Origin of the sequence: Nocardioides sp. (genome assembly GCF_051876515.1) — a bacterium.
Lineage (GTDB): Bacteria > Actinomycetota > Actinomycetes > Propionibacteriales > Nocardioidaceae > Nocardioides.
This window is the reverse complement of sequence record NZ_JBJEHY010000025.1, coordinates 1-17,938: the sequence shown is the minus strand read 5'-3', so window position 1 is coordinate 17,938 and position 17,938 is coordinate 1. Positions and strand designations below refer to the sequence as shown.

The 17,938-nt window shown below is 72.4% G+C and carries 16 protein-coding genes; 9 read left to right on the top strand and 7 right to left on the bottom strand.

What is annotated here, in order from left to right; translation table 11 throughout:
• Nucleotides 1–69 precede the first annotated feature (69 nt).
• Complete coding sequence (locus ACI379_RS01340) at nucleotides 70–960, top strand: PHP domain-containing protein (protein ID WP_439790259.1); 891 nt, start codon at nucleotides 70–72, stop codon at nucleotides 958–960.
• Between the two features lie 10 nt (nucleotides 961–970).
• On the opposite strand, the gene ACI379_RS01335 is transcribed toward ACI379_RS01340, so the two are convergent.
• Nucleotides 971–1,750: an SDR family NAD(P)-dependent oxidoreductase gene (locus ACI379_RS01335; RefSeq protein WP_439790258.1), complete on the bottom strand. Its 780-nt coding sequence runs from the start codon at nucleotides 1,748–1,750 to the stop codon at nucleotides 971–973.
• Nucleotides 1,751–1,810: 60 nt separating this feature from the next.
• On the opposite strand from ACI379_RS01335, the gene ACI379_RS01330 reads away from it, so the two are divergent.
• Complete coding sequence (locus ACI379_RS01330) at nucleotides 1,811–2,620, top strand: ParA family protein (protein ID WP_439790257.1); 810 nt, start codon at nucleotides 1,811–1,813, stop codon at nucleotides 2,618–2,620.
• 69 nt (nucleotides 2,621–2,689) lie between these two features.
• On the opposite strand, the gene ACI379_RS01325 is transcribed toward ACI379_RS01330, so the two are convergent.
• A complete protein-coding gene (locus ACI379_RS01325; RefSeq protein WP_439790256.1) occupies nucleotides 2,690–4,183 on the bottom strand; it encodes a DEAD/DEAH box helicase in 1,494 nt (497 codons plus the stop codon).
• Nucleotides 4,184–4,377: 194 nt separating this feature from the next.
• Between ACI379_RS01325 and ACI379_RS01320 the strand changes: the two genes are divergently transcribed.
• Nucleotides 4,378–5,082: a ferritin-like fold-containing protein gene (locus ACI379_RS01320; RefSeq protein ID WP_439790255.1), complete on the top strand. Its 705-nt coding sequence runs from the start codon at nucleotides 4,378–4,380 to the stop codon at nucleotides 5,080–5,082.
• 96 nt (nucleotides 5,083–5,178) lie between these two features.
• On the opposite strand, the gene ACI379_RS01315 is transcribed toward ACI379_RS01320, so the two are convergent.
• The 3 genes from ACI379_RS01315 to ACI379_RS01305 all read right to left on the bottom strand — a co-directional run bounded on the left by ACI379_RS01315 (nucleotide 5,179) and on the right by ACI379_RS01305 (nucleotide 6,543).
• Complete coding sequence (locus tag ACI379_RS01315; protein ID WP_439790254.1) at nucleotides 5,179–5,472, bottom strand: GlsB/YeaQ/YmgE family stress response membrane protein; 294 nt, start codon at nucleotides 5,470–5,472, stop codon at nucleotides 5,179–5,181.
• A 180-nt stretch (nucleotides 5,473–5,652) separates the two neighbouring features.
• Nucleotides 5,653–5,871: a DUF3107 domain-containing protein gene (locus ACI379_RS01310; RefSeq protein WP_439790253.1), complete on the bottom strand. Its 219-nt coding sequence runs from the start codon at nucleotides 5,869–5,871 to the stop codon at nucleotides 5,653–5,655.
• A gap of 33 nt (nucleotides 5,872–5,904) precedes the next feature.
• Nucleotides 5,905–6,543 (bottom strand): TetR/AcrR family transcriptional regulator, encoded by a 639-nt coding sequence (locus tag ACI379_RS01305; protein WP_439790252.1) that lies wholly within the window; start codon nucleotides 6,541–6,543, stop codon nucleotides 5,905–5,907.
• Nucleotides 6,544–6,829: 286 nt separating this feature from the next.
• Between ACI379_RS01305 and moeZ the strand changes: the two genes are divergently transcribed.
• From moeZ to ACI379_RS01280, 5 genes are all read left to right on the top strand, one after another.
• Nucleotides 6,830–8,029 (top strand): adenylyltransferase/sulfurtransferase MoeZ, encoded by a 1,200-nt coding sequence (gene moeZ, locus ACI379_RS01300; RefSeq protein ID WP_439790251.1) that lies wholly within the window; start codon nucleotides 6,830–6,832, stop codon nucleotides 8,027–8,029.
• A gap of 214 nt (nucleotides 8,030–8,243) precedes the next feature.
• Nucleotides 8,244–8,597 (top strand): MGMT family protein, encoded by a 354-nt coding sequence (locus ACI379_RS01295; protein WP_439790250.1) that lies wholly within the window; start codon nucleotides 8,244–8,246, stop codon nucleotides 8,595–8,597.
• Nucleotides 8,598–8,623: 26 nt separating this feature from the next.
• Nucleotides 8,624–9,292, top strand: a complete 669-nt coding sequence (locus ACI379_RS01290) for a lysophospholipid acyltransferase family protein (RefSeq protein WP_439790249.1) — start codon at nucleotides 8,624–8,626, stop codon at nucleotides 9,290–9,292.
• A gap of 43 nt (nucleotides 9,293–9,335) precedes the next feature.
• Nucleotides 9,336–12,605 (top strand): ATP-dependent helicase, encoded by a 3,270-nt coding sequence (locus ACI379_RS01285; protein ID WP_439790248.1) that lies wholly within the window; start codon nucleotides 9,336–9,338, stop codon nucleotides 12,603–12,605.
• Nucleotides 12,602–15,862 carry an ATP-dependent helicase gene (locus ACI379_RS01280; protein ID WP_439790247.1) on the top strand — a complete coding sequence of 1,087 codons (3,261 nt, stop codon included), beginning with the start codon at nucleotides 12,602–12,604 and terminating at the stop codon, nucleotides 15,860–15,862. Before ACI379_RS01285 ends, ACI379_RS01280 begins: the two co-directional genes overlap by 4 nt.
• 33 nt (nucleotides 15,863–15,895) lie before the next feature.
• Here ACI379_RS01280 and deoD read toward each other — a convergent pair whose 3' ends face one another.
• Nucleotides 15,896–16,609 carry a purine-nucleoside phosphorylase gene (gene deoD, locus ACI379_RS01275; protein WP_439790246.1) on the bottom strand — a complete coding sequence of 238 codons (714 nt, stop codon included), beginning with the start codon at nucleotides 16,607–16,609 and terminating at the stop codon, nucleotides 15,896–15,898.
• 53 nt (nucleotides 16,610–16,662) lie between these two features.
• On the opposite strand from deoD, the gene nudC reads away from it, so the two are divergent.
• Entirely contained in the window at nucleotides 16,663–17,613 is a 951-nt protein-coding gene (nudC, locus tag ACI379_RS01270; RefSeq protein WP_439790245.1) for an NAD(+) diphosphatase, read from the top strand.
• A gap of 24 nt (nucleotides 17,614–17,637) precedes the next feature.
• On the opposite strand, the gene ACI379_RS01265 is transcribed toward nudC, so the two are convergent.
• Nucleotides 17,638–17,880: a mycoredoxin gene (locus ACI379_RS01265; protein ID WP_439790244.1), complete on the bottom strand. Its 243-nt coding sequence runs from the start codon at nucleotides 17,878–17,880 to the stop codon at nucleotides 17,638–17,640.
• Nucleotides 17,881–17,938 lie beyond the last annotated feature (58 nt).

Sequence of the window (17,938 nt, the reverse complement as noted above, 5' to 3'; positions counted from 1 at the left end):
TGGTCGGTGTCGTGATGCTGTTCGCCTCCAAGCCCATCAAGGCCCTGATGTCCGGGGTCCGCTGAGGGCATGCGCATCGACCTCCACACCCACTCCCGTGCCAGTGACGGCACGGCCTCGCCCGCCGACCTGGTGGGCGGGGCCCGGGCGGCGGGTCTGGACGTGGTGGCGCTGACCGACCACGACACCACGGCCGGGTGGGACGAGGCGGCACGGGCGGCGGTCGAGGTCGGGATCGAGCTGGTCCGCGGCATCGAGGTCTCCACGACGTGGCGTGGACGCAGCGTCCACCTGCTGGCCTACCTCCCCGACCCCCACGACGCGGACCTGGTCGCGACCCTGGCCGCGGTGGTCGAACGGCGTCGCGAGCGGGTGCCGGCGATCGTCGCCAAGCTCGCCGCCCTCGGGATCGGGGTCGACGAGGCCGCGGTGGCCGCCGTCGCCGGCCACGCAGCGGCTGCGGGTCGGCCGCACGTGGCGGACGCCCTGGTCGCCGCGGGCGTCGTACGGGACCGCAACGAGGCCTTCGACCGCTTCCTGTCGCCCGGCCGGCCGGCGTACGTGCACCGCGAGTCGGCGCCGCTGCTGGGGGCGCTCGCCGCGGTCCGCGGGGCCGGCGGCGTCGCCGTCGTGGCCCACCCGTGGGGGCGCGGCAGCCGCGAGGTCATGACGTACGAGGACCTCGCCGAGCTGGTCTCCGCCGGTCTCACCGGGCTCGAGGTGGACCACCAGGACCACGGCCCCGCCCAGCGCGCCGAGCTGCGCGAGCTGGCGGACGCCCTGGGGCTGGTCGTGACCGGCAGCAGCGACCACCACGGCACGGGGAAGGTCGACCACGACCTCGGCGTCAACACGACCGCGCCGGAGGAGTACGAGCGCCTCCTGGAGGCCGCCGGACGGTCGGCCCGCGCCGCGGGTGAGCACGGTGCCCGCGCCGTCGAGGTCGTCCCAGGGGGATGACCCCCGTGGGTCAGCGCCGCCCCATCGACTGGAACTTCTGCAGCAGCGACGTCGGGACCGCGCGGCTCAGGCCCACGATCGCCTTGTAGCGGGCGCTGGGGATGCTGAACACCTTGCCCCTGGCGTGGTCCTCCAGCGCCGTACGGACCAGGAACTCGACGTCGAGCCAGAGCGGCCCGTCGCCGCGCTTGACGTCCATCCGCTGGTGGAACTCGGTCTTGGTGAAGCCGGGGCACAGGGCGGTGATCGCCACTCCCTGGTCGCGGTACTCCGTGGCGGCCCACTCGCTGAAGGAGTTCACCCAGGCCTTGGCCGCGGAGTAGGTGCCGCGCGGCAGGAACGCGGCCACGCTGGAGACGTTGATGATCCCGCCGCGCCCGCGCGCCGTCATCGGGCCCAGCGCGGCGTGGCTCAGGCGCAGCACCGAGGTCACCAGCACGTCGAGCATGGCGACCTCGTCGGCGATCGGGTTGTCCAGGAACCGCTTCTTGAGCCCGAAGCCGGCGTTGTTGACCAGCAGGTCCACGGGCCGCTCCACGTCGGCCAGTCGTGCCTCGACCACCGCCAGCTCGGCGGGGACGGTGAGGTCCGCGGTGATCGTCTCCACCACCACACCGCGCCCACGCAGCTCCTGAGCGACATGCTCGAGCCGCGCGGTGTCGCGGGCGACCAGCACGAGGTCGTCGCCGCGGGTGGCGAGCTGGCGTGCGAACTCGAGCCCGATGCCGGCGGTGGCGCCGGTGACGAGCGCGGTGGGAGCGGTGGCGGGGTGGACCTTCGGGGACGTCATGGGCGCAAGCAAACAGTGTCGTGCCTCCCACGGCAACGCCTGTGGGTGCATCATGAGCCCGTGACCACGACACTCGCCGTCGCCAACCAGAAGGGTGGCGTCGCCAAGACCACCTCCGTCGCCTCGCTCGGCGTGGCGCTGGCCGAGCTCGGGCAGAGCGTGCTGCTGGTCGACCTCGACCCGCAGGCGTGCCTCACGTTCTCGCTCGGCATCGACCCGGAGGACCTCGAGGTCTCCGCGTACGAAGTGCTCAACGGCGAGCGCCCGGCCGCCGAGGTGGTCGTGGCCACCGACGAGGGCGTCGACCTCCTGCCCGCCACGATCGAGCTGGCCCGCTCCGAGGCGGAGCTGTTCGAGAAGCCCGGGCGCGAGCAGGTCGTCCGTACCGCCCTGAGCGGGCTGCACGAGGCGTTGGGCAAGCAGACCTACGACTGGGTGCTGATCGACTGCCCGCCGTCGCTGGGGATCCTCACCGTGGCCTCGCTGACCGCGGCCGACGGTGTCGTGATCCCGCTGCAGTGCGAGACGCTCTCGCACCGCGGGGTCGGGCAGCTGCTCGACACCGTCCACGACGTCCGGGCCTTCACCAACCCGGACCTGGCCGTGTGGGGGGTGCTCCCGACCCTGTACGACGGACGCTCGCGGCACGCCCGGACGGTGCTGGAGACGATCAGCGACACCTACGACCTCGACGTCCTCATGCCGCCGGTGCCCAAGACGATCAAGTTCGCCGAGGCGCCGGCCCAGGGACGCTCGATCCTGGCGACCAGCTCGCGCAGCAAGGGCGCGGCCGCGTACCGGGAGTTGGCCGAGGGACTCCTCAAGCGGGCCCGCAAGGCACCCAGGAAGCGTGCCCGACGCCGCTCGTAGGGGTCTGTGGGCCCCGAGACCCAGCGACCCCCGACGAGAAGCTCGTCGGGGGTCGCTGGGTCTGGTGGGTCAGTCCTGCGCCGGTGCGGCGGCAGCAGGCTCGCCGCCACCCGACGGGCGGCGACGGCGGCGACGGCGGTTGCGGTTGGCGGAACCGGCCGGCTTGTCGCCCGCGGACTCAGCGTCGCCGGACTCCGTGGTCTCGGGCTTCGTGGCCGCGGCGGCCTCGCCCTCGACGGGGGAGCCGCTGCGGGTACGGCGACGGTTGCGGTCACGGCGCGGACGCTCGGCGCGCTCCGAGGACTCGCGGCCCTCGCGGCCCTCGCGGCCCTCGCGCGGCTTGGCCGGCGCGGGGTCGGCGATGCGACCCTTGGTGCCCGGCGCGATGCCCTGGTCGGTGAAGAGGTGCTCGGAGGTCGAGTACGTCTCCAGCGGCTCCTCGAAGGGCAGGTCGAGCGCCTTGTTGATCATCTTCCAGCGCTGCACGTCGGCCCAGTCGACGAACGTGATGGCGGTGCCCGAGGCACCCGCGCGACCGGTGCGGCCGATGCGGTGCACGTAGGTCTTCTCGTCCTCCGGGCAGGTGTAGTTGATGACGTGGGAGACGCCGCGCACGTCGATGCCGCGCGCCGCCACGTCGGTGGCGACCAGGACCTGCAGCTTGTCCTCGCGGAACTTGGTCAGCGCCTTCTCGCGGGCCACCTGGGCCATGTCACCGTGCAGCGGAGCGGCCTTGAACCCGCGCTCGGCGAGGTCGTCGGCCACGCGCTGGGCCTGACGCTTGGTGCGGGTGAAGACGATCAGCTTCTCCATGTCCTCGCACTGGAGGATGCGGCCGATGATCTCCGGCTTGTCCAGGTCGTGGCACTGGTAGATGAACTGCGCCGTGGCCGGCACGGTCGCGTTCTCGTACGACGACTCCGCCCGGATGTTCATCGGGTGGCGCATGTGGCTGCGCGCCAGGGCCACGATCGCCGACGGCATGGTCGCGGAGAAGAGCATCGTCTGACGCGTCTCCGGCGTGAGGGAGAGCAGCTTCTCCACGTCGGGGAGGAAGCCCAGGTCGAGCATCTCGTCGGCCTCGTCGAGGACGAGCGCGTGCACGTGCGACAGGTCGAGGGCCTTGCGGTTGGCCAGGTCGATCAGGCGACCGGGCGTACCGACGACGATGTCGACACCCGCGTCGAGGGCCTCGAGCTGCGGCTCGTAGCCGACGCCGCCGTACACGGTGAGGACGCGCAGGCCGCGGTCGGCGCTGGCCAGCTCGACGTCGTTGGAGACCTGGAGCGCGAGCTCACGGGTCGGGGCGACGATGAGGGCCTGCGGCTTGCCCTGCGGCAGGTCGGCGTAGTCGGGGTCCTTGGGGGAGACCGAGCGCTGGATCACGGGGATGCCGAACGCGAAGGTCTTGCCGGTGCCCGTGCGGGCCTGGCCGATCAGGTCGGTGCCCATCAGGGCGACCGAGAGGGTCATCTCCTGGATGGCGAAGGGAGTGGTGATGCCGGCGCGCTCGAGCGCGTCGCAGATCTCGGGGTGGACCCCGAGCTCGCGGAAGGTGGTCACGTGGTGTCGCTTTCTCAAGGTGTCGTCCGATGTGCGGCCGACTCGTGAAGCAGCCCGCCGCGCACATGCCTGCGCTGGGACGAGGGGGGAGGGTCTGACCGTGCCCCGCTCGCTGCGCCCGATGCAGTCCCACCGACCGCCGGAGCGGTCCACCGTGGCACTGATCGACCCCATGCTATCGGTAGGCTGCGAGCATGACTGAATCCGTCGCTGGCGCGCCGAGCGGGACCTTCGGTGACGACCCGGAGTACCGCAGCGCGGTGATCGAGCTGCTGGGCGTCATCGCGTGCGGTGAGCTGATGGCCTTCGAGCGCCTCTCCGACGACGCCAGGCTGGCGCCGACGATGGAGGACAAGATCGAGATCTCCTCCATGGCGGCCACCGAGTTCTCCCACGTGCTGGCCCTGCGCGACCGCCTCGTCGAGCTGGGTGCCGACCCGTACGCATCGATGGCGGAGTTCGACCAGACCTTCGACAACTTCCACGACCACACGGCCCCCGCCGACTGGTACGAGGGCCTGGTCAAGGCGTACGTCGGCGACGGGCTGGCGGCCGACTTCTACCGGGAGATCGCCGCGTACCTCGACCCCGAGACCCGCGACCTGATCGTGGCCTCGCTGGAGGACTCGGGCCGCTCGGAGTTCGTGGTCGACCGGGTGCGCCGCGCCATCGACGCCGACCCCCGGCTGGGCGGCCGGCTGGCGCTGTGGGGCCGACGGATCATGGGCGAGGCGCTCACCCAGGCCCAGCGGATCGCCGCCGAGCGCGACGCGCTGACCGCCCTCCTCACGGGTGGCGTCGACCGTCCCGGGCTCGACCTGGCCGCTCTGGGCCGGATGTTCACCCGCCTCACCGAGCGCCACACCGAGCGGATGGCCGAGCTGGGCCTCGACGCCTGAGGACCCCTCGGCCGACCCCGTACGACACACGAAAGCGGCTCCCCACCCGGTCGGGTGGGGAGCCGCTTCGTCGTGCCGCGGTCAGGCGGTGCTGCGTCAGGCCTTGCGACGGGCCAGGACCGCGTCGGCGCCGATGACCGCGAGGACCGCGACCACGATCTGCCAGACGTGGCGCCACCAGTCGATCCCGCGCGTGCAGTTCGGGTCGAGCGCCGTGCCGCCGCAGTCGAACAGGGCGGCGTACAGGTAGTTGCCGACAATCATGCCGACGATGCCGCACACGACCGTCGCCCACAGCGGGATGTTGTCCTTGTCGCCCGGCGCGAACATCTTGCCGAGCAGACCGATGATGAAGCCTCCGACGATGGTCACGATGATCGTCCAGAGCATGGCGCCTCCTGGGTCGTCCGGGTCCGCCTGACGCGGGCCGCTCATTCAGACATTCGCGGCCCCCGTGGGGTGTGTCAAGGACCGTCCCGGGCGGGTCGTCAACCGGCCTCACGGCGCGACAGGACCCCGCCGCCCTCCCGGAGGGGGCGACGGGGTCCTGTCAGTGGTGCCGGGTGGGCCTCAGCGGAAGCCGACGGTGCCGACCACGCCGCCACCGATCTCGACGTACGCCAGGCGGGCGGCCGGGACCAGGACCGTGCGGCCCTTGGTGTCGGTGACGGTGAAGACGCCGTCGTCGGAGAGCGCCTTGGTGAGGCGCTTCGTCACGTCCTCGGGGGCCTCGTCGGTCTCCACCAGCAGTTCGCGCGGGGCGTTCTGGATGCCGATCTTGAGCTCCATGGGTTCCTCCTGGGTGGCCCGGCGGGCCGGGTGTCAGTTCTCTTCGTTGAGGGGGTGGCCGGCGATGCCGCGCCACGCGAGACCCGCCACCAGAGCGGCCGCGGTGTCGAGGTCGATGGTGCTGTTCTCGTCCAACCAGAACCGGGCCGAGACCTGCGCCATTCCCACGAGGGAGACGGCGAGCAGGTGGGCGGCCTCGGGCGGCAGCGAGGTGTCCTCGGCGATCACCTCGGCGACCATCGAGGCGCAGTCGGTGGTCGTCCGGTCGACCCGCTCGCGCACCGCCGGCTCGCTGGTCAGGTCCGACTCGTAGACGAGGCGGAAGGAGCCGGTGTCGTTGCCGACGAAGTCGTAGAAGGCACGCACCGTGGCCTCCACGCGTCGCTTGTTGTCCTGGGTGGAGGCCAGGGCGGCGCGGCAGTTGTCGACGACGGTGTCGCAGGCGGAGTCGAGCACCGCCATGTAGAGGTCGAGCTTGCCGGGGAAGTGCTGGTACAGCACGGGCTTGGAGACTCCGGCGCGCTCGGCGATGTCGTCCATGGCGGCGGCGTGGTAGCCGTGGGCCACGAAGGCGTTCAGCGCGGACTCGAGGAGCTGGGCCCGGCGTTCCTTGCGGGGCATGCGGCCGCCGCGCGGTCGTACGCCGGAGGTCAGTGAGGTGTCGGTCGTCACGGTGCGTGGACCCCTTCTCTGTGTCTGGCGTGTGTGGTCGGCGTGTGTCCGGGCCACGTGGTCGTGGAGCCTAACGCCGCTGGCTGTCCATTGTGTCACTCGCCCCTACTCGCGCGTAGTTTCGCATGGTGGACCTAGCGTCCAGATGTCGGGACGCCTGTCGCTGGTCGTCGCCCCCGACGGGAACATGGGGGCTGCCGTCGTGGTTGCACCGTGACCGTCGCACGACGTCCGGCCCGGCCGCCCGCGCGGCCGGCCACAGGTACGCAGACCAAAGGAGACCCCCGTGTCGTTCCCCCCGCTCGTCGAGCCTGCTGACGAGCTGACCATCGACGAGGTCCGGCGCTACAGCCGTCACCTGATCATCCCCGACGTGGGCATGGCCGGGCAGAAGCGCCTCAAGAACGCCAAGGTGCTGGTCATCGGTGCCGGCGGCCTCGGCTCGCCCGCCCTGCTGTACCTCGCCGCCGCCGGTGTCGGGACACTCGGCATCGCCGAGTTCGACGAGGTCGACGAGTCCAACCTGCAGCGCCAGATCATCCACGGCCAGTCCGACGTGGGGAAGTCCAAGGCCGTCTCGGCCAAGGAGTCCGTCGCCGAGACCAACCCGCTGGTCAACGTCGTCCTCCACGAGGGCCGCCTCGACAACGACAACGTCATGGAGATCTTCCGTGGCTACGACCTGATCGTCGACGGCACCGACAACTTCGCGACGCGCTACATGGTCAACGACGCCGCGTACCTGCTCGGCATCCCGTACGTGTGGGGCTCGATCTACCGCTTCGACGGCCAGGCGTCGGTCTTCGCGCCCAGCCTGTCCGCTGACGCTCCGTGCTACCGCTGCCTCTACCCGGAGCCCCCGCCGCCGGGCATGGTCCCCTCGTGCGCCGAGGGCGGCGTGCTGGGTGTCCTGTGCGCCAGCATCGGCTCGATCCAGGTCAACGAGGCCATCAAGCTGCTCACGGGCATCGGCGAGCCGCTGGTCGGCAAGCTGATGATCTACGACGCGCTCGAGATGGAGTACCGCAAGCTGAAGGTCCGCAAGGACCCCAACTGCGCGCTGTGCGGCGAGAACGCCACCGTCTCCGAGCTCATCGACTACGACGCGTTCTGCGGCGCCGTCTCCGACGAGGCCGCCGAGGCCGCGGTCGGCTCGACCATCTCGGTCAAGCAGCTCGACGAGATGCTCAAGGAGCGCGAGGCCGGCGAGCGCGACTTCGTGCTGGTCGACGTCCGCGAGCCCAACGAGTACGAGATCAACCGGATCCCCGGCTCGGTGCTCATCCCCAAGGGCGAGTTCCTCAACGGCAACGCCCTGGGCGAGCTGCCCTCGGACAAGCAGATCGTGCTCCAGTGCAAGTCGGGCGTCCGTTCGGCCGAGTGCCTGGCGATTGTCAAGGGCGCCGGCTTCTCCGACGCCGTCCACGTCGGTGGCGGCGTGGTGGCCTGGGTCAGCCAGATCGACCCGAGCCAGCCGGTGTACTGAGCCCTCGGGCCTCGGCCTCGGCCGTCAAAGTTCGTCACATCATGTCGAAGTCCCCGCCTTGGCGGGGACTTCGTCATGTTGTGGGGGTTGCAACCCCCACAACAGGTCGGAATCCCCCCATCGACGGCCCGCGCCCCCTCGGCAGCGCGCGACCCGGACGGCGCGCGACGCGTACGAAGGGCCTCCGTCCGTACGGCTGCGGGAGGATGCCCCTGTGAGCGCGTACCGGATCGACCCTGAGGAGTACGCCGAGCTGGTGCTGCGGTGCGCCGAGTCGGTGCCGGCCGGCCACGTGACGACGTACGGCTCCATCGCCGAGGCCGTGGGTGCCGTGCTGGGCGGGGGAGGCCCCCGCCAGGTGGGCGCGGTGATGGCCCGCGACGGCGGCGGCGTGCCGTGGTGGCGGGTCGTGCGGGCTGACGGCAGCCTGCCGCCCAGCCACGACCACCGTGCCCGGCAGGAGTACACGGTCGAGCGCACGCCGATGCGTCCCGGAGGCCGGGTGGACCTGCGCGCCGCCTTCGTCCCGGCTGCCGTTCCGACCGCCGTGGACGAGACTCGCGGGTAACCCTCACGGGCTGGAACACTGCCCCCATGTTGTACGGGGTCCTGCACCGAGTCGTACCGCCAGTGCTCAAGGCGGTGTGGCGGCCCGAGGTCGTCGGCCTCGACAACGTGCCGGCCACGGGCCCGGTGATCCTGGCCAGCAACCACCTCAGCTTCGTCGACAGCGTCGTGATCCCGACCGTGGTGCCGCGCAAGGTCGTCTTCCTCGCCAAGTCGGACTACTTCACCGGCACGGGCGTGAAGGGCGCGCTGAGCCGGGCCTGGTTCACCGGCCTGGGGATGCTCCCCGTCGACCGCGACGACACCAAGGCCGCCATGGCCAGCCTCGACACGGCCCTGGAGGTCCTGGGCCGCGGTGAGGCCTTCGGCATCTACCCGGAGGGGACCCGCTCGCGCGACGGGCGGCTGTACCGCGGCCGTACCGGGGTGGCGCACCTGGCGCTGACCGCCGGCTGCCCGGTGGTCCCGGTCGGGCTGCGCGGCACGGAGCAGATCCAGCCGGTGGGCGCCTCGGTGCCGCGGCTGGCCAAGGTCCGCGTCGAGTTCGGGTCCCCGATCGAGGTGGGCGAGGAGTACGCGGGCATGGCCAGCGGCAAGGCGCGGCGCCTGCTCACCGACCGGGTGATGGAGGCCGTCGCGCAGCTGTCGGGGCAGGAGACGGCCGGCGTCTACAACGAACGACCGACCGGCACCTGACCTGGCGCTGAAAATGTCGGCACCCTGTGATGGGGTGATCGCCATGACTCGCCACGCTGCCTCCCGCGGCCCCCAGGTGACGCTCGAGCGTCCCGTCCGCGCCGCCGTGGTCCCGCCGACCCTCGACGAGGCCCAGCGGAGCGTGGTGGAGCACGCCGGCGGTCCGTTGCTGGTGCTGGCGGGGCCGGGCACGGGCAAGACGACGACCCTGGTCGAAGCGATCGTGGACCGCATCGAGGAGCGCGGTGCCGACCCCGCCTCCGTGCTGGCGCTGACCTTCTCGCGCAAGGCGGCCGAGCAGCTGCGTGACCGGGTCACCGCCCGGCTGGGGCGCACGGTGGCGAGCCCCATCTCCTCGACGTTCCACTCCTTCGCGTACTCGCTGGTCCGCCGGTTCACCCCCGCCGACCTGTACGCCGCACCGCTGCGCCTGCTGACGGCGCCACAGGCCGACGTGATGGTCCGCGACCTGCTGGCCCACCACGGTCCCTCGCTGGGGTGGCCGCCCGGCCTGGCCGTGGCCGCCCGCACCCGTGGCTTCGCCAAGGAGGTGGCCGCGGTCGTGGCGCGCGCCCGTGAGAAGGGTGCCGACCACGAGCAGCTCGTCGCGCTTGGCCGCGACAGCGACATCCCCGAGTTCGTCGCCGCCGGCCTCTTCCTCGAGCACTACCTCACCAACCTCGACGATCACGGGGCCACCGACTACCCCGACCTGGTACGCCGCGCCGTCATCGAGGCGCAGTCCCACCGCGAGGAGCTGCGGCGCGAGTTCAGCCACGTCTTCGTCGACGAGTACCAGGACACCGACCCCGGGCAGGTCGCGCTGCTGCGTGCCATCGCTGGCGACGGCCTCAACCTGGTCGCGGTCGGTGACCCCCACCAGTCGATCTACGGGTTCCGTGGCGCTGAGGTGCGCGGCATCCTCGACTTCCCGACCCAGTTCCCGCAGGTGACGGGGGAGCGGGCCCCGGTGGTCGTCCTCGGCACCACCCGGCGGTTCGGGCACGAGATCCTCGCGGCCGCGACGCGGGTCTCGGACAACCTGCCCCTGGTCGGCGGCATCCCGGCCGAGGTGGCCCACGCGTTCGCCCGGCCCACCCCGGCCCCCGGCACGGCGGCGGGCAGCGTCGAGGTCTCCACGTACGACACCGAACGGGCCGAGGCCGAGCACATCGCCGACCTGCTGCGCCGCGAGCACCTCGAGCACGGCACCCGCTGGTCCGACATGGCGGTGCTGGCGCGGTCGGGCCGCGCGACACTGCCGGTCCTGCGCCGCCTGCTCAGCGCCGCCGGCGTGCCGGTCGAGGTGGCTGCCGACGAGATCCCGCTGGGCGAGGAGCCGAGCGTACGGCCGCTGCTCGACGCGCTCGAGGTGGCGGTGGCCACCGCTGACGAGGAGTCCGGCACCCCCACCGCGGAGCGGGCCGAGGCCCTGCTGCTGTCCCCGCTCGGCGGCCTCGAGGCGCTCGAGCTGCGGGCGTTGGGGCGTTCGTTGCGCCAGCGGGAGGTCACCCTGGCTGCTGCCGAGCGCCGGACCGCCCGTGGTTCCGGCGACCTGGTCGCCGAGGCACTCGTACGCCCGGAGGCGCTGGACGAGCTGCCCGAGGAGGTCGCGGCCAAGGCGAGGCGTCTGGGCACGCTGCTGGTCGACGTGGGCGCGCAGGCGGCGGACGGTGTCGACGTCGAGCGGCTGCTGTGGCAGCTGTGGTCGGCCACCGACTGGGGGCAGCGGCTGCGGCGCGCGGTCCTCAAGGGCGGTGTGGGTGCCCGCCGGGCGCACCGCGACCTCGACGCCGTGTGCGCGTTGTTCGACCTCGCCGCCCGCACCGAGCAGGTCCGCGGTCGCACGTCGGCCGCCAGCTTCCTGGCCGAGGTCACCGCGCAGCAGATCCCGGCCGACACGCTGGCCGACAAGGGCGTCCGCGGCGAGGCCGTACGCCTCCTCACCGCCCACCGGTCCAAGGGGCTGGAGTGGCCCGTGGTGGTGGTCGCGCACGTCCAGGACGGCGCGTGGCCCGACCTCAGGCGTCGCGCCACGCTCCTGGGAGCCGACCGGATCACCGCGGACGTCTACGGCCACCTCGTGCTCACCCGCGACCTCAGCGCGGCGGCGCTGCTGGCCGAGGAGCGCCGCCTCTTCTACGTCGCCTGCACGCGTGCCCGTCGCCGGCTGGTCGTCACCGCGGTGGCCTCGCGCTCCGAGGACGGCGAGCAGGCGTCGAGGTTCCTCGACGAGGTGATGCCGGCGGGCCCTGACGGCGAACGGGCGCCGGTGCCGCACGTCCAGGGACGTCCGCCGCGGCCCCTCACCATGAGCGGGGTGGTGGCCGAGCTGCGTCGCTGCGTCGGCGACGAGGGCCAGCCCGAGCCGCTGCGTCGGGCGGCGGCACTGCGGCTGGCGGCGCTGGCCGAGGTGGAGGTCAACGGCCGGGCCCTGGTGCCCGCCGCGGACCCGGCGACCTGGTGGGGCACGCACGCGCGCAGCCACTCCACCCAGCCCGTACGCCCCGCCGAGGAGCCGGTGCGCCTCTCCGCGTCCACCGTGACCGCCGTGGCGGACTGCCCGGCCAAGTGGTTCCTCGAGCACGAGGCGGGCGGAGCGGTCTTCTCCGGCCAGGGCGCCGCGTTCGGCAACATCGTCCACAAGGTGGCCGAGCACGTCGCTGGCGGCGACCTCGCCGACGCCACGGTCGACGACCTCATGGAGCTGGTCGACCAGGTCTGGGCGCAGCTCCCGTTCCGGACCCCGTGGTCGGCCGAGAAGGAGCGGGAGGAGGCGAGGGCCTCCATCGAGCGGTTCCTCAACGCGCACCGCTCGCCCGACGCACGCACCGTGGTCGGCACCGAGAAGTCGTTCTCCTTCCTCGCCACGCTCCCCGACGGGCAGCAGGTCAGCCTCAGGGGGTTCGCCGACCGCGTCGAGGTGACCACCGACGGGACCGTCGTGGTGGTGGACCTCAAGACCGGCAAGTACCCACCCTCGGCCAAGGAGGTCGCAGACCACCCGCAGCTGGGCATCTACCAGTACGCCGTCGAGCAGGGTGCCCTGTCCGACGTGGTCGGGCCGGACGCCCGCTCCGGAGGTGCCGAGCTGTGGCAGCTGCGCGCCTCGACCCAGCCGCGACCCAAGATCCAGGCCCAGGCACCGCAGTCGCGCGACGAGGAGGGGTGGCTGCTCGCGGAGCGCCAGCTCGCCGAGACCGCCCGCACCATCCGGGCCGAGGAGTTCCCGGCCCTCCCCGGTGACCACTGCCGGTTCTGCCCCTTCCGGGCCATGTGCCCCGCCCGCACCACCGCAGGAGTCATCAGGTGAGCACCGCACGCCGTCGAGTCGCCGACCCCGGCGATCTGCGCCGCCTCACGGGCGCCGACTTCACCGTCTCCGAGCAGCAGTGGGCAGCGATCAGTGCCGACCCCGTCCCCGGCGTCGTGATCGCAGGTGCCGGGTCCGGCAAGACCGAGCTGATGTCGGCCCGCGTGATCTACCTGGTGGCCAACGGCTTCGTCCGGCCCGACCAGGTCCTCGGGCTCACGTTCACCACCAAGGCGACCGCCGAGCTGTCGCAACGGGTGCGCGCCGCCCTGTCCCGCGCGGGCCTCGACACCGGTGCCGTCGGCGACGACGGGACCCTCGAGCGCCTCGAGCCGGTCATCTCCACGTACAACGCGTACGCGGCCAACCTGCTCTCCGACCACGGCCTGCGCATCGGGCACGAGCAGGAGCGGCGGGTGATGGCCGACGCGTCCCGCTTCCAGCTCGCCCAGCGGGTGATCGCGCGCCACCAGGGCACGGTGCGCCACCTCTCCGACCATCCCGCGACCGTGGTCCAGTGGCTCCTGACCCTCGACGGCCAGCTCAGCGAGCACCTGGTGGACATCGACGACGTCCGCGCCTTCCAGGCCTCTGAGCGACCCGCCTTCGCCGCCTCCCTCGACGCGTTGGTCGCCGAGGGCGGCAAGACGAAGGGCAAGCAGGCCCACCTGCGCACGGTCCTGGCCAAGATGGAGCAGCGTGAGGAGCTCCTCGACCTCGTCGCCGCGTACCGCGACCTGAAGGCCCAGTTCGGGCTGATGGACTTCTCCGACCAGATTGCAGGTGCCTTCCGCCTGGCGACGGAGTTCGCCGAGGTCGGCGCACAGCAGCGCGACACGTACCGGGTCGTCCTCCTCGACGAGTACCAGGACACCTCCGTGGCGCAGGCGCGGCTCCTGGCCGGCCTGTTCAGCGGTCCCACCGCCGAGTCGGGCCGCGGCCACGCGGTCACCGCCGTGGGCGACCCCAACCAGGCGATCTACGGCTGGCGCGGCGCCTCGGTGGCGAACATCCAGCAGTTCCGCGAGCAGTTCCCGCAGGCCGACGGCTCGCCCGCGCACCGCTTCTCCCTCACCGTCAACCGGCGCTCAGACCGCCGCATCCTCGAGGCCGCCAACGTCCTCGCGGCGCCGCTGCTGGCCGAGGAGGGGACGCTCGTCGAGCCGCTGGTCGCCAAGCCCGAGGCCGAGCTGGGGACGGTGCGCTCGGTGCTGCACCGCACCGATCTCGACGAGCTGGACTGGTTGGTCGCCGAGATCCGGGGCGCCCACGAGTCGGGTCGCGCGTACGGCGACATCGGCGTGCTGGTGCGCACCAACAAGCACGGCGCCGAGGCGTACGACGCGCTGGCCGAGGCGGAGATCCCGGTCGAGATCGTCGGTCTCGCCGGGCTGATCCGGCTGCCTGAGGTGGCCCAGGTGGTCTCCACGCTCAGCCTTCTCGACGACGTCACCGACAACGCGTCGCTGCTGACCCTGCTGAGCGGTCCCCGGTGGGAGATCGGCCCCCGCGACCTGGCCCTGCTGGGCAGCCGCTCACGCGAGCTGGCGCAGGCCGAGCACGTCCGCACCGAGGGCGCCGGTGTCGACGAGGAGCTGGCGGCGGCGGTCGAGGGCGCCGACCCGACCGAGATCGCCTCCCTCAACGAGGCCCTCGAGTCACCCGGCGACCTGCCGTACTCGCCCGAGGCCCTGGAGCGGTTCGCGACGCTGGCGGCCGAGCTGACCCACCTCCGCTCGTTCGTGGGCGAGCCGCTGCTCGACCTGCTGCGCCGGATCATGGACATCACCGGGCTGGACACCGAGCTGGCCTCGTCGGCCTCCCCGGCGGCCGCGGCCCGCCGCGAGAACCTCGACCTGTTCGTCAAGGCCGTCGCGGAGTTCCAGGCCGTGGACGGCACCGTCACGCTCGGTGCCCTCAACGCCTGGCTCGACACCGAGGACGAGTACGGCGGCGGCCTCGACCTGGCGCCCCCCAGCGAGTCCGACGCGGTCAAGCTGCTGACCGTGCACCGCGCCAAGGGCCTCGAGTACGACCTCGTGTTCCTCATCGGGACCGCTGCGGGCAAGTTCCCCAACACCCAGCTGCGTTCGCAGTGGACCACCGTGTGCCACGAGCTGCCGGCGCCGCTGCGTGGTGACGCGTCGTCCGTGCCGCAGCTGCGGGGCTGTTCCGCGGACGACATCAAGGGGGCCGAGGGCTCACTCGACGAGCGGGCCCGGGCGCACCAGGCGATGGAGGAGCTCCGCCTGGGGTACGTCGCCTTCACCCGCGCACGGCACGAGTTCGTCGTGAGCTCGTACGTGTGGACGACCACGCAGAAGCCGCTCGACCCCTCGCCGTACATGACCACCGTGCGCGACCTGCAGCAGTCCTGGGGCGTGCCGCTCGACCCGTGGTACGCCCGCGAGACCGACGAGCCCAACCCGCGCACCGCCAACCCGGCCCGCGTCGAGTGGCCCGTCACCCAGGAGGGCCCGGAGCGCGTACGCCGGGTCGAGGCGGCGCGGCGGGTTGACGAGGCCGGCCAGGTCCTGGCCCGCGCGGGCGTGCTGACGCCCTCGGCCCTTGACGGTGACCTCGGTCTCGACGCTGAGCAGCAGGCGCTGGTGGCGCAGTGGGACGCCGCCCTCGACACCCTGGTCAGCGAGGCGCGCGAGATGCGGACGTCCCGGGCGCGTGTGGTGCTGCCCGAGTCGCTGTCGACGTCGTCGGTGCTCGCGCTGCGCCAGGACCCCGAGCGGTTCGCCCTCGACCTGCTGCGGCCGATGCCGCGCAAGCCCTCGCCCGCGGCCACGTTCGGCACCGCCTTCCACGCCTGGATCGAGGCACGGTTCGGGCAGCAGGGCCTGTTGGACCCCGACGAGCTGCCCGGCCGCGCCGACACGGGCATCGAGTCGGACGCCGACCTGGTCGCGATGCAGGAGGCGTTCGACAGCGGCCAGTTCGCGGACCGCGCCCCGTTCGCGGTGGAGGCGCCGTTCTCGCTGGTCATCGCCGGCCACGTCGTGCGCGGACGCATCGACGCGGTCTACCGCGAACCGGACGGGTCGTTCCTGCTGGTCGACTGGAAGACCAACCGTCGCCAGGACGCGGACCCCCTGCAGCTGGCGTTCTACCGGGTCGCCTGGGCCGAGCTGCAGGGCGTTCCCGTGGAGTGCGTGCGCGCCGGCTTCTGCTACGTCCGCACCGACGACCTGGTCGTCCACGACGACCTGCCCGGCCGGGAGGAGCTGCGCGCCCTGCTCGACGGGTGAGCGTGCTCCGGGCGTCGGCGGGCGGTGCCGGCCTCAGCCGCCCAGCGCGGCGGTGAGCGCGATCTCGACCATCTCGCCGAACGTCTGCTCACGCTCGGCCGACGTGGTCTCCTCGCCCGTGACGATGTGGTCCGAGACGGTGCAGATGGCGAGCGCGCGGCGGCCGTGCTTGGCGGCGAGCGTGTACAGGGCGCTGGCCTCCATCTCGACGGCGAGCACGCCGTACTCGACCATCCCGCCGAGCAGCTCGGGGCGCGAGGCGTAGAACGAGTCGCTCGAGAAGATGAGTCCCACGTGGACGGGGGAGGAGTCCGGGTTCGCCTCGGCCGCCTCCACGGCCCGCCGAAGCAGGCCGAAGTCTGCGACGGGGGCGTAGTCGATACCGCCGAAGGTGATCCGGTTCATCGAGGAGTCGGTGCAGGCGCCCGACGCGATGACGATGTCGCGGATCCCGACCGACTCGGTGACCCCGCCGCACGACCCGACGCGCACGATCTGCTGCACGTCGTACTCGCGGAACAGCTCGTTGACGTAGATCGCCATCGACGGCTGCCCCATCCCGGAGCCCTGGACGGAGACCGGCTGGCCGCGCCAGGTGCCGGTGAAGCCGTACATGCCGCGGACCTCGGAGTAGCAGGTGGCGTCGTCGAGGAACGTCTCGGCGATCCACTTCGCGCGCAGCGGGTCGCCGGGCAGCAGCACGGTGGGGGCGATCTGTCCGGCGGCGGCTCCGATGTGGGTGCTCATGAGCAGCAACGTACTCCGACGGGCTCCCGGCAGCGGCCGGTAGCCTCGGCCCCGTGAGCCGTGACGAGATGTCCGCGTTGCCGCACCTGGCGTTGTCGGTGCGGGCGCACAACCGTGAAGGTCTGCACCGTACGGACGAGGCCTGGCTGGAGGGCCGCTGGGCCGATCCGTCGACGCGGGTCCTGGTGGTCTCGGGCGGACGGGTCGACGGCGCGTCCGGCCGGGTCGTGTGGCTGACGCCGGACGAGGCGCCTCCCGGCGAGCGCGTGCTGCTGGGGCACCGCGACGGTGTGACGAGGTTCGCCGTCCTGGCCGACCGGGCGGACGTCCCCGGCGGCACGGAGACCTGGGTGGGCCTGCGCGGGATGTTCGGCCTGCTGTCCTCGGGCACCCCCGAGGCGGCCGAGGCGGCCCCCTGGCTCTTCCACGCCGTCGGGCTGGCGGAGTGGCGCCGGGCGACGCGGTTCTGCCCACGCTGCGCCGGCGAGCTGACCCCGCGCTCCGCCGGCCACGAGCTGACCTGCGGGAGCTGCGGCCGTTCGCAGTTCCCCCGCACCGACCCCGCCGTCATCATGACGATCACCCGCGGCGAGCCCGGCAGCGAGGGCGAGCAGGTGCTGCTGGGGCGGCAGGCCTCGTGGCCCACCACCCAGTGGTCGACGCTGGCCGGATTCTGCGAGCCCGGCGAGCGGCTGGAGGACGCGGTGCGCCGCGAGACGTACGAGGAGACCGGGATCGAGGTCGGCGAGGTCGACTACTTCGGCTCGCAGCCGTGGCCGCTGCCGGCCAGCCTGATGCTGGGCTTCACCGGCCGAGCCACGTCGAGCGAGATCTGCGTGGACGGCGCCGAGATCGCCGACGCCCGCTGGTTCACCCGTACCGAGCTGGGAGCCGGCATCGCCTCAGGCACGATCACCGTGCCGCGCAGTGTCTCCATCTCGGCGTCGCTGCTGCGCCACTGGTACGGCCAAGACCTCCCCGGTCCGGACGTGTGGGGCCGCTGAGCGGCACCTACACCATCGCGGGGCTCAGGTGAGCGCGGCGAGCTTCTCCTTGACCTGAGCCAGCGACGGGTTCGTCATCGCGGAGCCGTCGGCGAACACCAGCGTCGGCACCGTCTGGTTGCCGCCGTTGGCCTCCTCGACGAGCTTCGCCGCCTCGGGCACCTGCTCGATGTCGACGATCTCGAACCCGATGCCCTCGCGGTCGAGCTGGCTCTTGAGCCGGTGGCAGTATCCACACCAGGGCGTGCTGTACATCGTGAACGTCATCTGAGGAGTGTCCCCTCCGCGGTCTAGGGTGCCGATGCCGGGTCAGGAGCGATCCGAC

Excerpts from the sequence above, each read along its gene's own strand:
- ACI379_RS01290 (WP_439790249.1), top strand. The coding sequence starts at position 8,624 with ATGTTGTACGGGGTCCTGCACCGAGTCGTACCGCCAGTGCTCAAGGCG.
- ACI379_RS01285 (WP_439790248.1), top strand. The coding sequence starts at position 9,336 with ATGACTCGCCACGCTGCCTCCCGCGGCCCCCAGGTGACGCTCGAGCGT.
- ACI379_RS01320 (WP_439790255.1), top strand. The coding sequence starts at position 4,378 with ATGACTGAATCCGTCGCTGGCGCGCCGAGCGGGACCTTCGGTGACGAC.
- ACI379_RS01310 (WP_439790253.1), bottom strand. The coding sequence starts at position 5,871 with ATGGAGCTCAAGATCGGCATCCAGAACGCCCCGCGCGAACTGCTGGTG.
- ACI379_RS01265 (WP_439790244.1), bottom strand. The coding sequence starts at position 17,880 with ATGACGTTCACGATGTACAGCACGCCCTGGTGTGGATACTGCCACCGG.
- ACI379_RS01335 (WP_439790258.1), bottom strand. The coding sequence starts at position 1,750 with ATGACGTCCCCGAAGGTCCACCCCGCCACCGCTCCCACCGCGCTCGTC.
- ACI379_RS01315 (WP_439790254.1), bottom strand. The coding sequence starts at position 5,472 with ATGCTCTGGACGATCATCGTGACCATCGTCGGAGGCTTCATCATCGGT.
- ACI379_RS01340 (WP_439790259.1), top strand. The coding sequence starts at position 70 with ATGCGCATCGACCTCCACACCCACTCCCGTGCCAGTGACGGCACGGCC.
- deoD (WP_439790246.1), bottom strand. The coding sequence starts at position 16,609 with ATGAGCACCCACATCGGAGCCGCCGCCGGACAGATCGCCCCCACCGTG.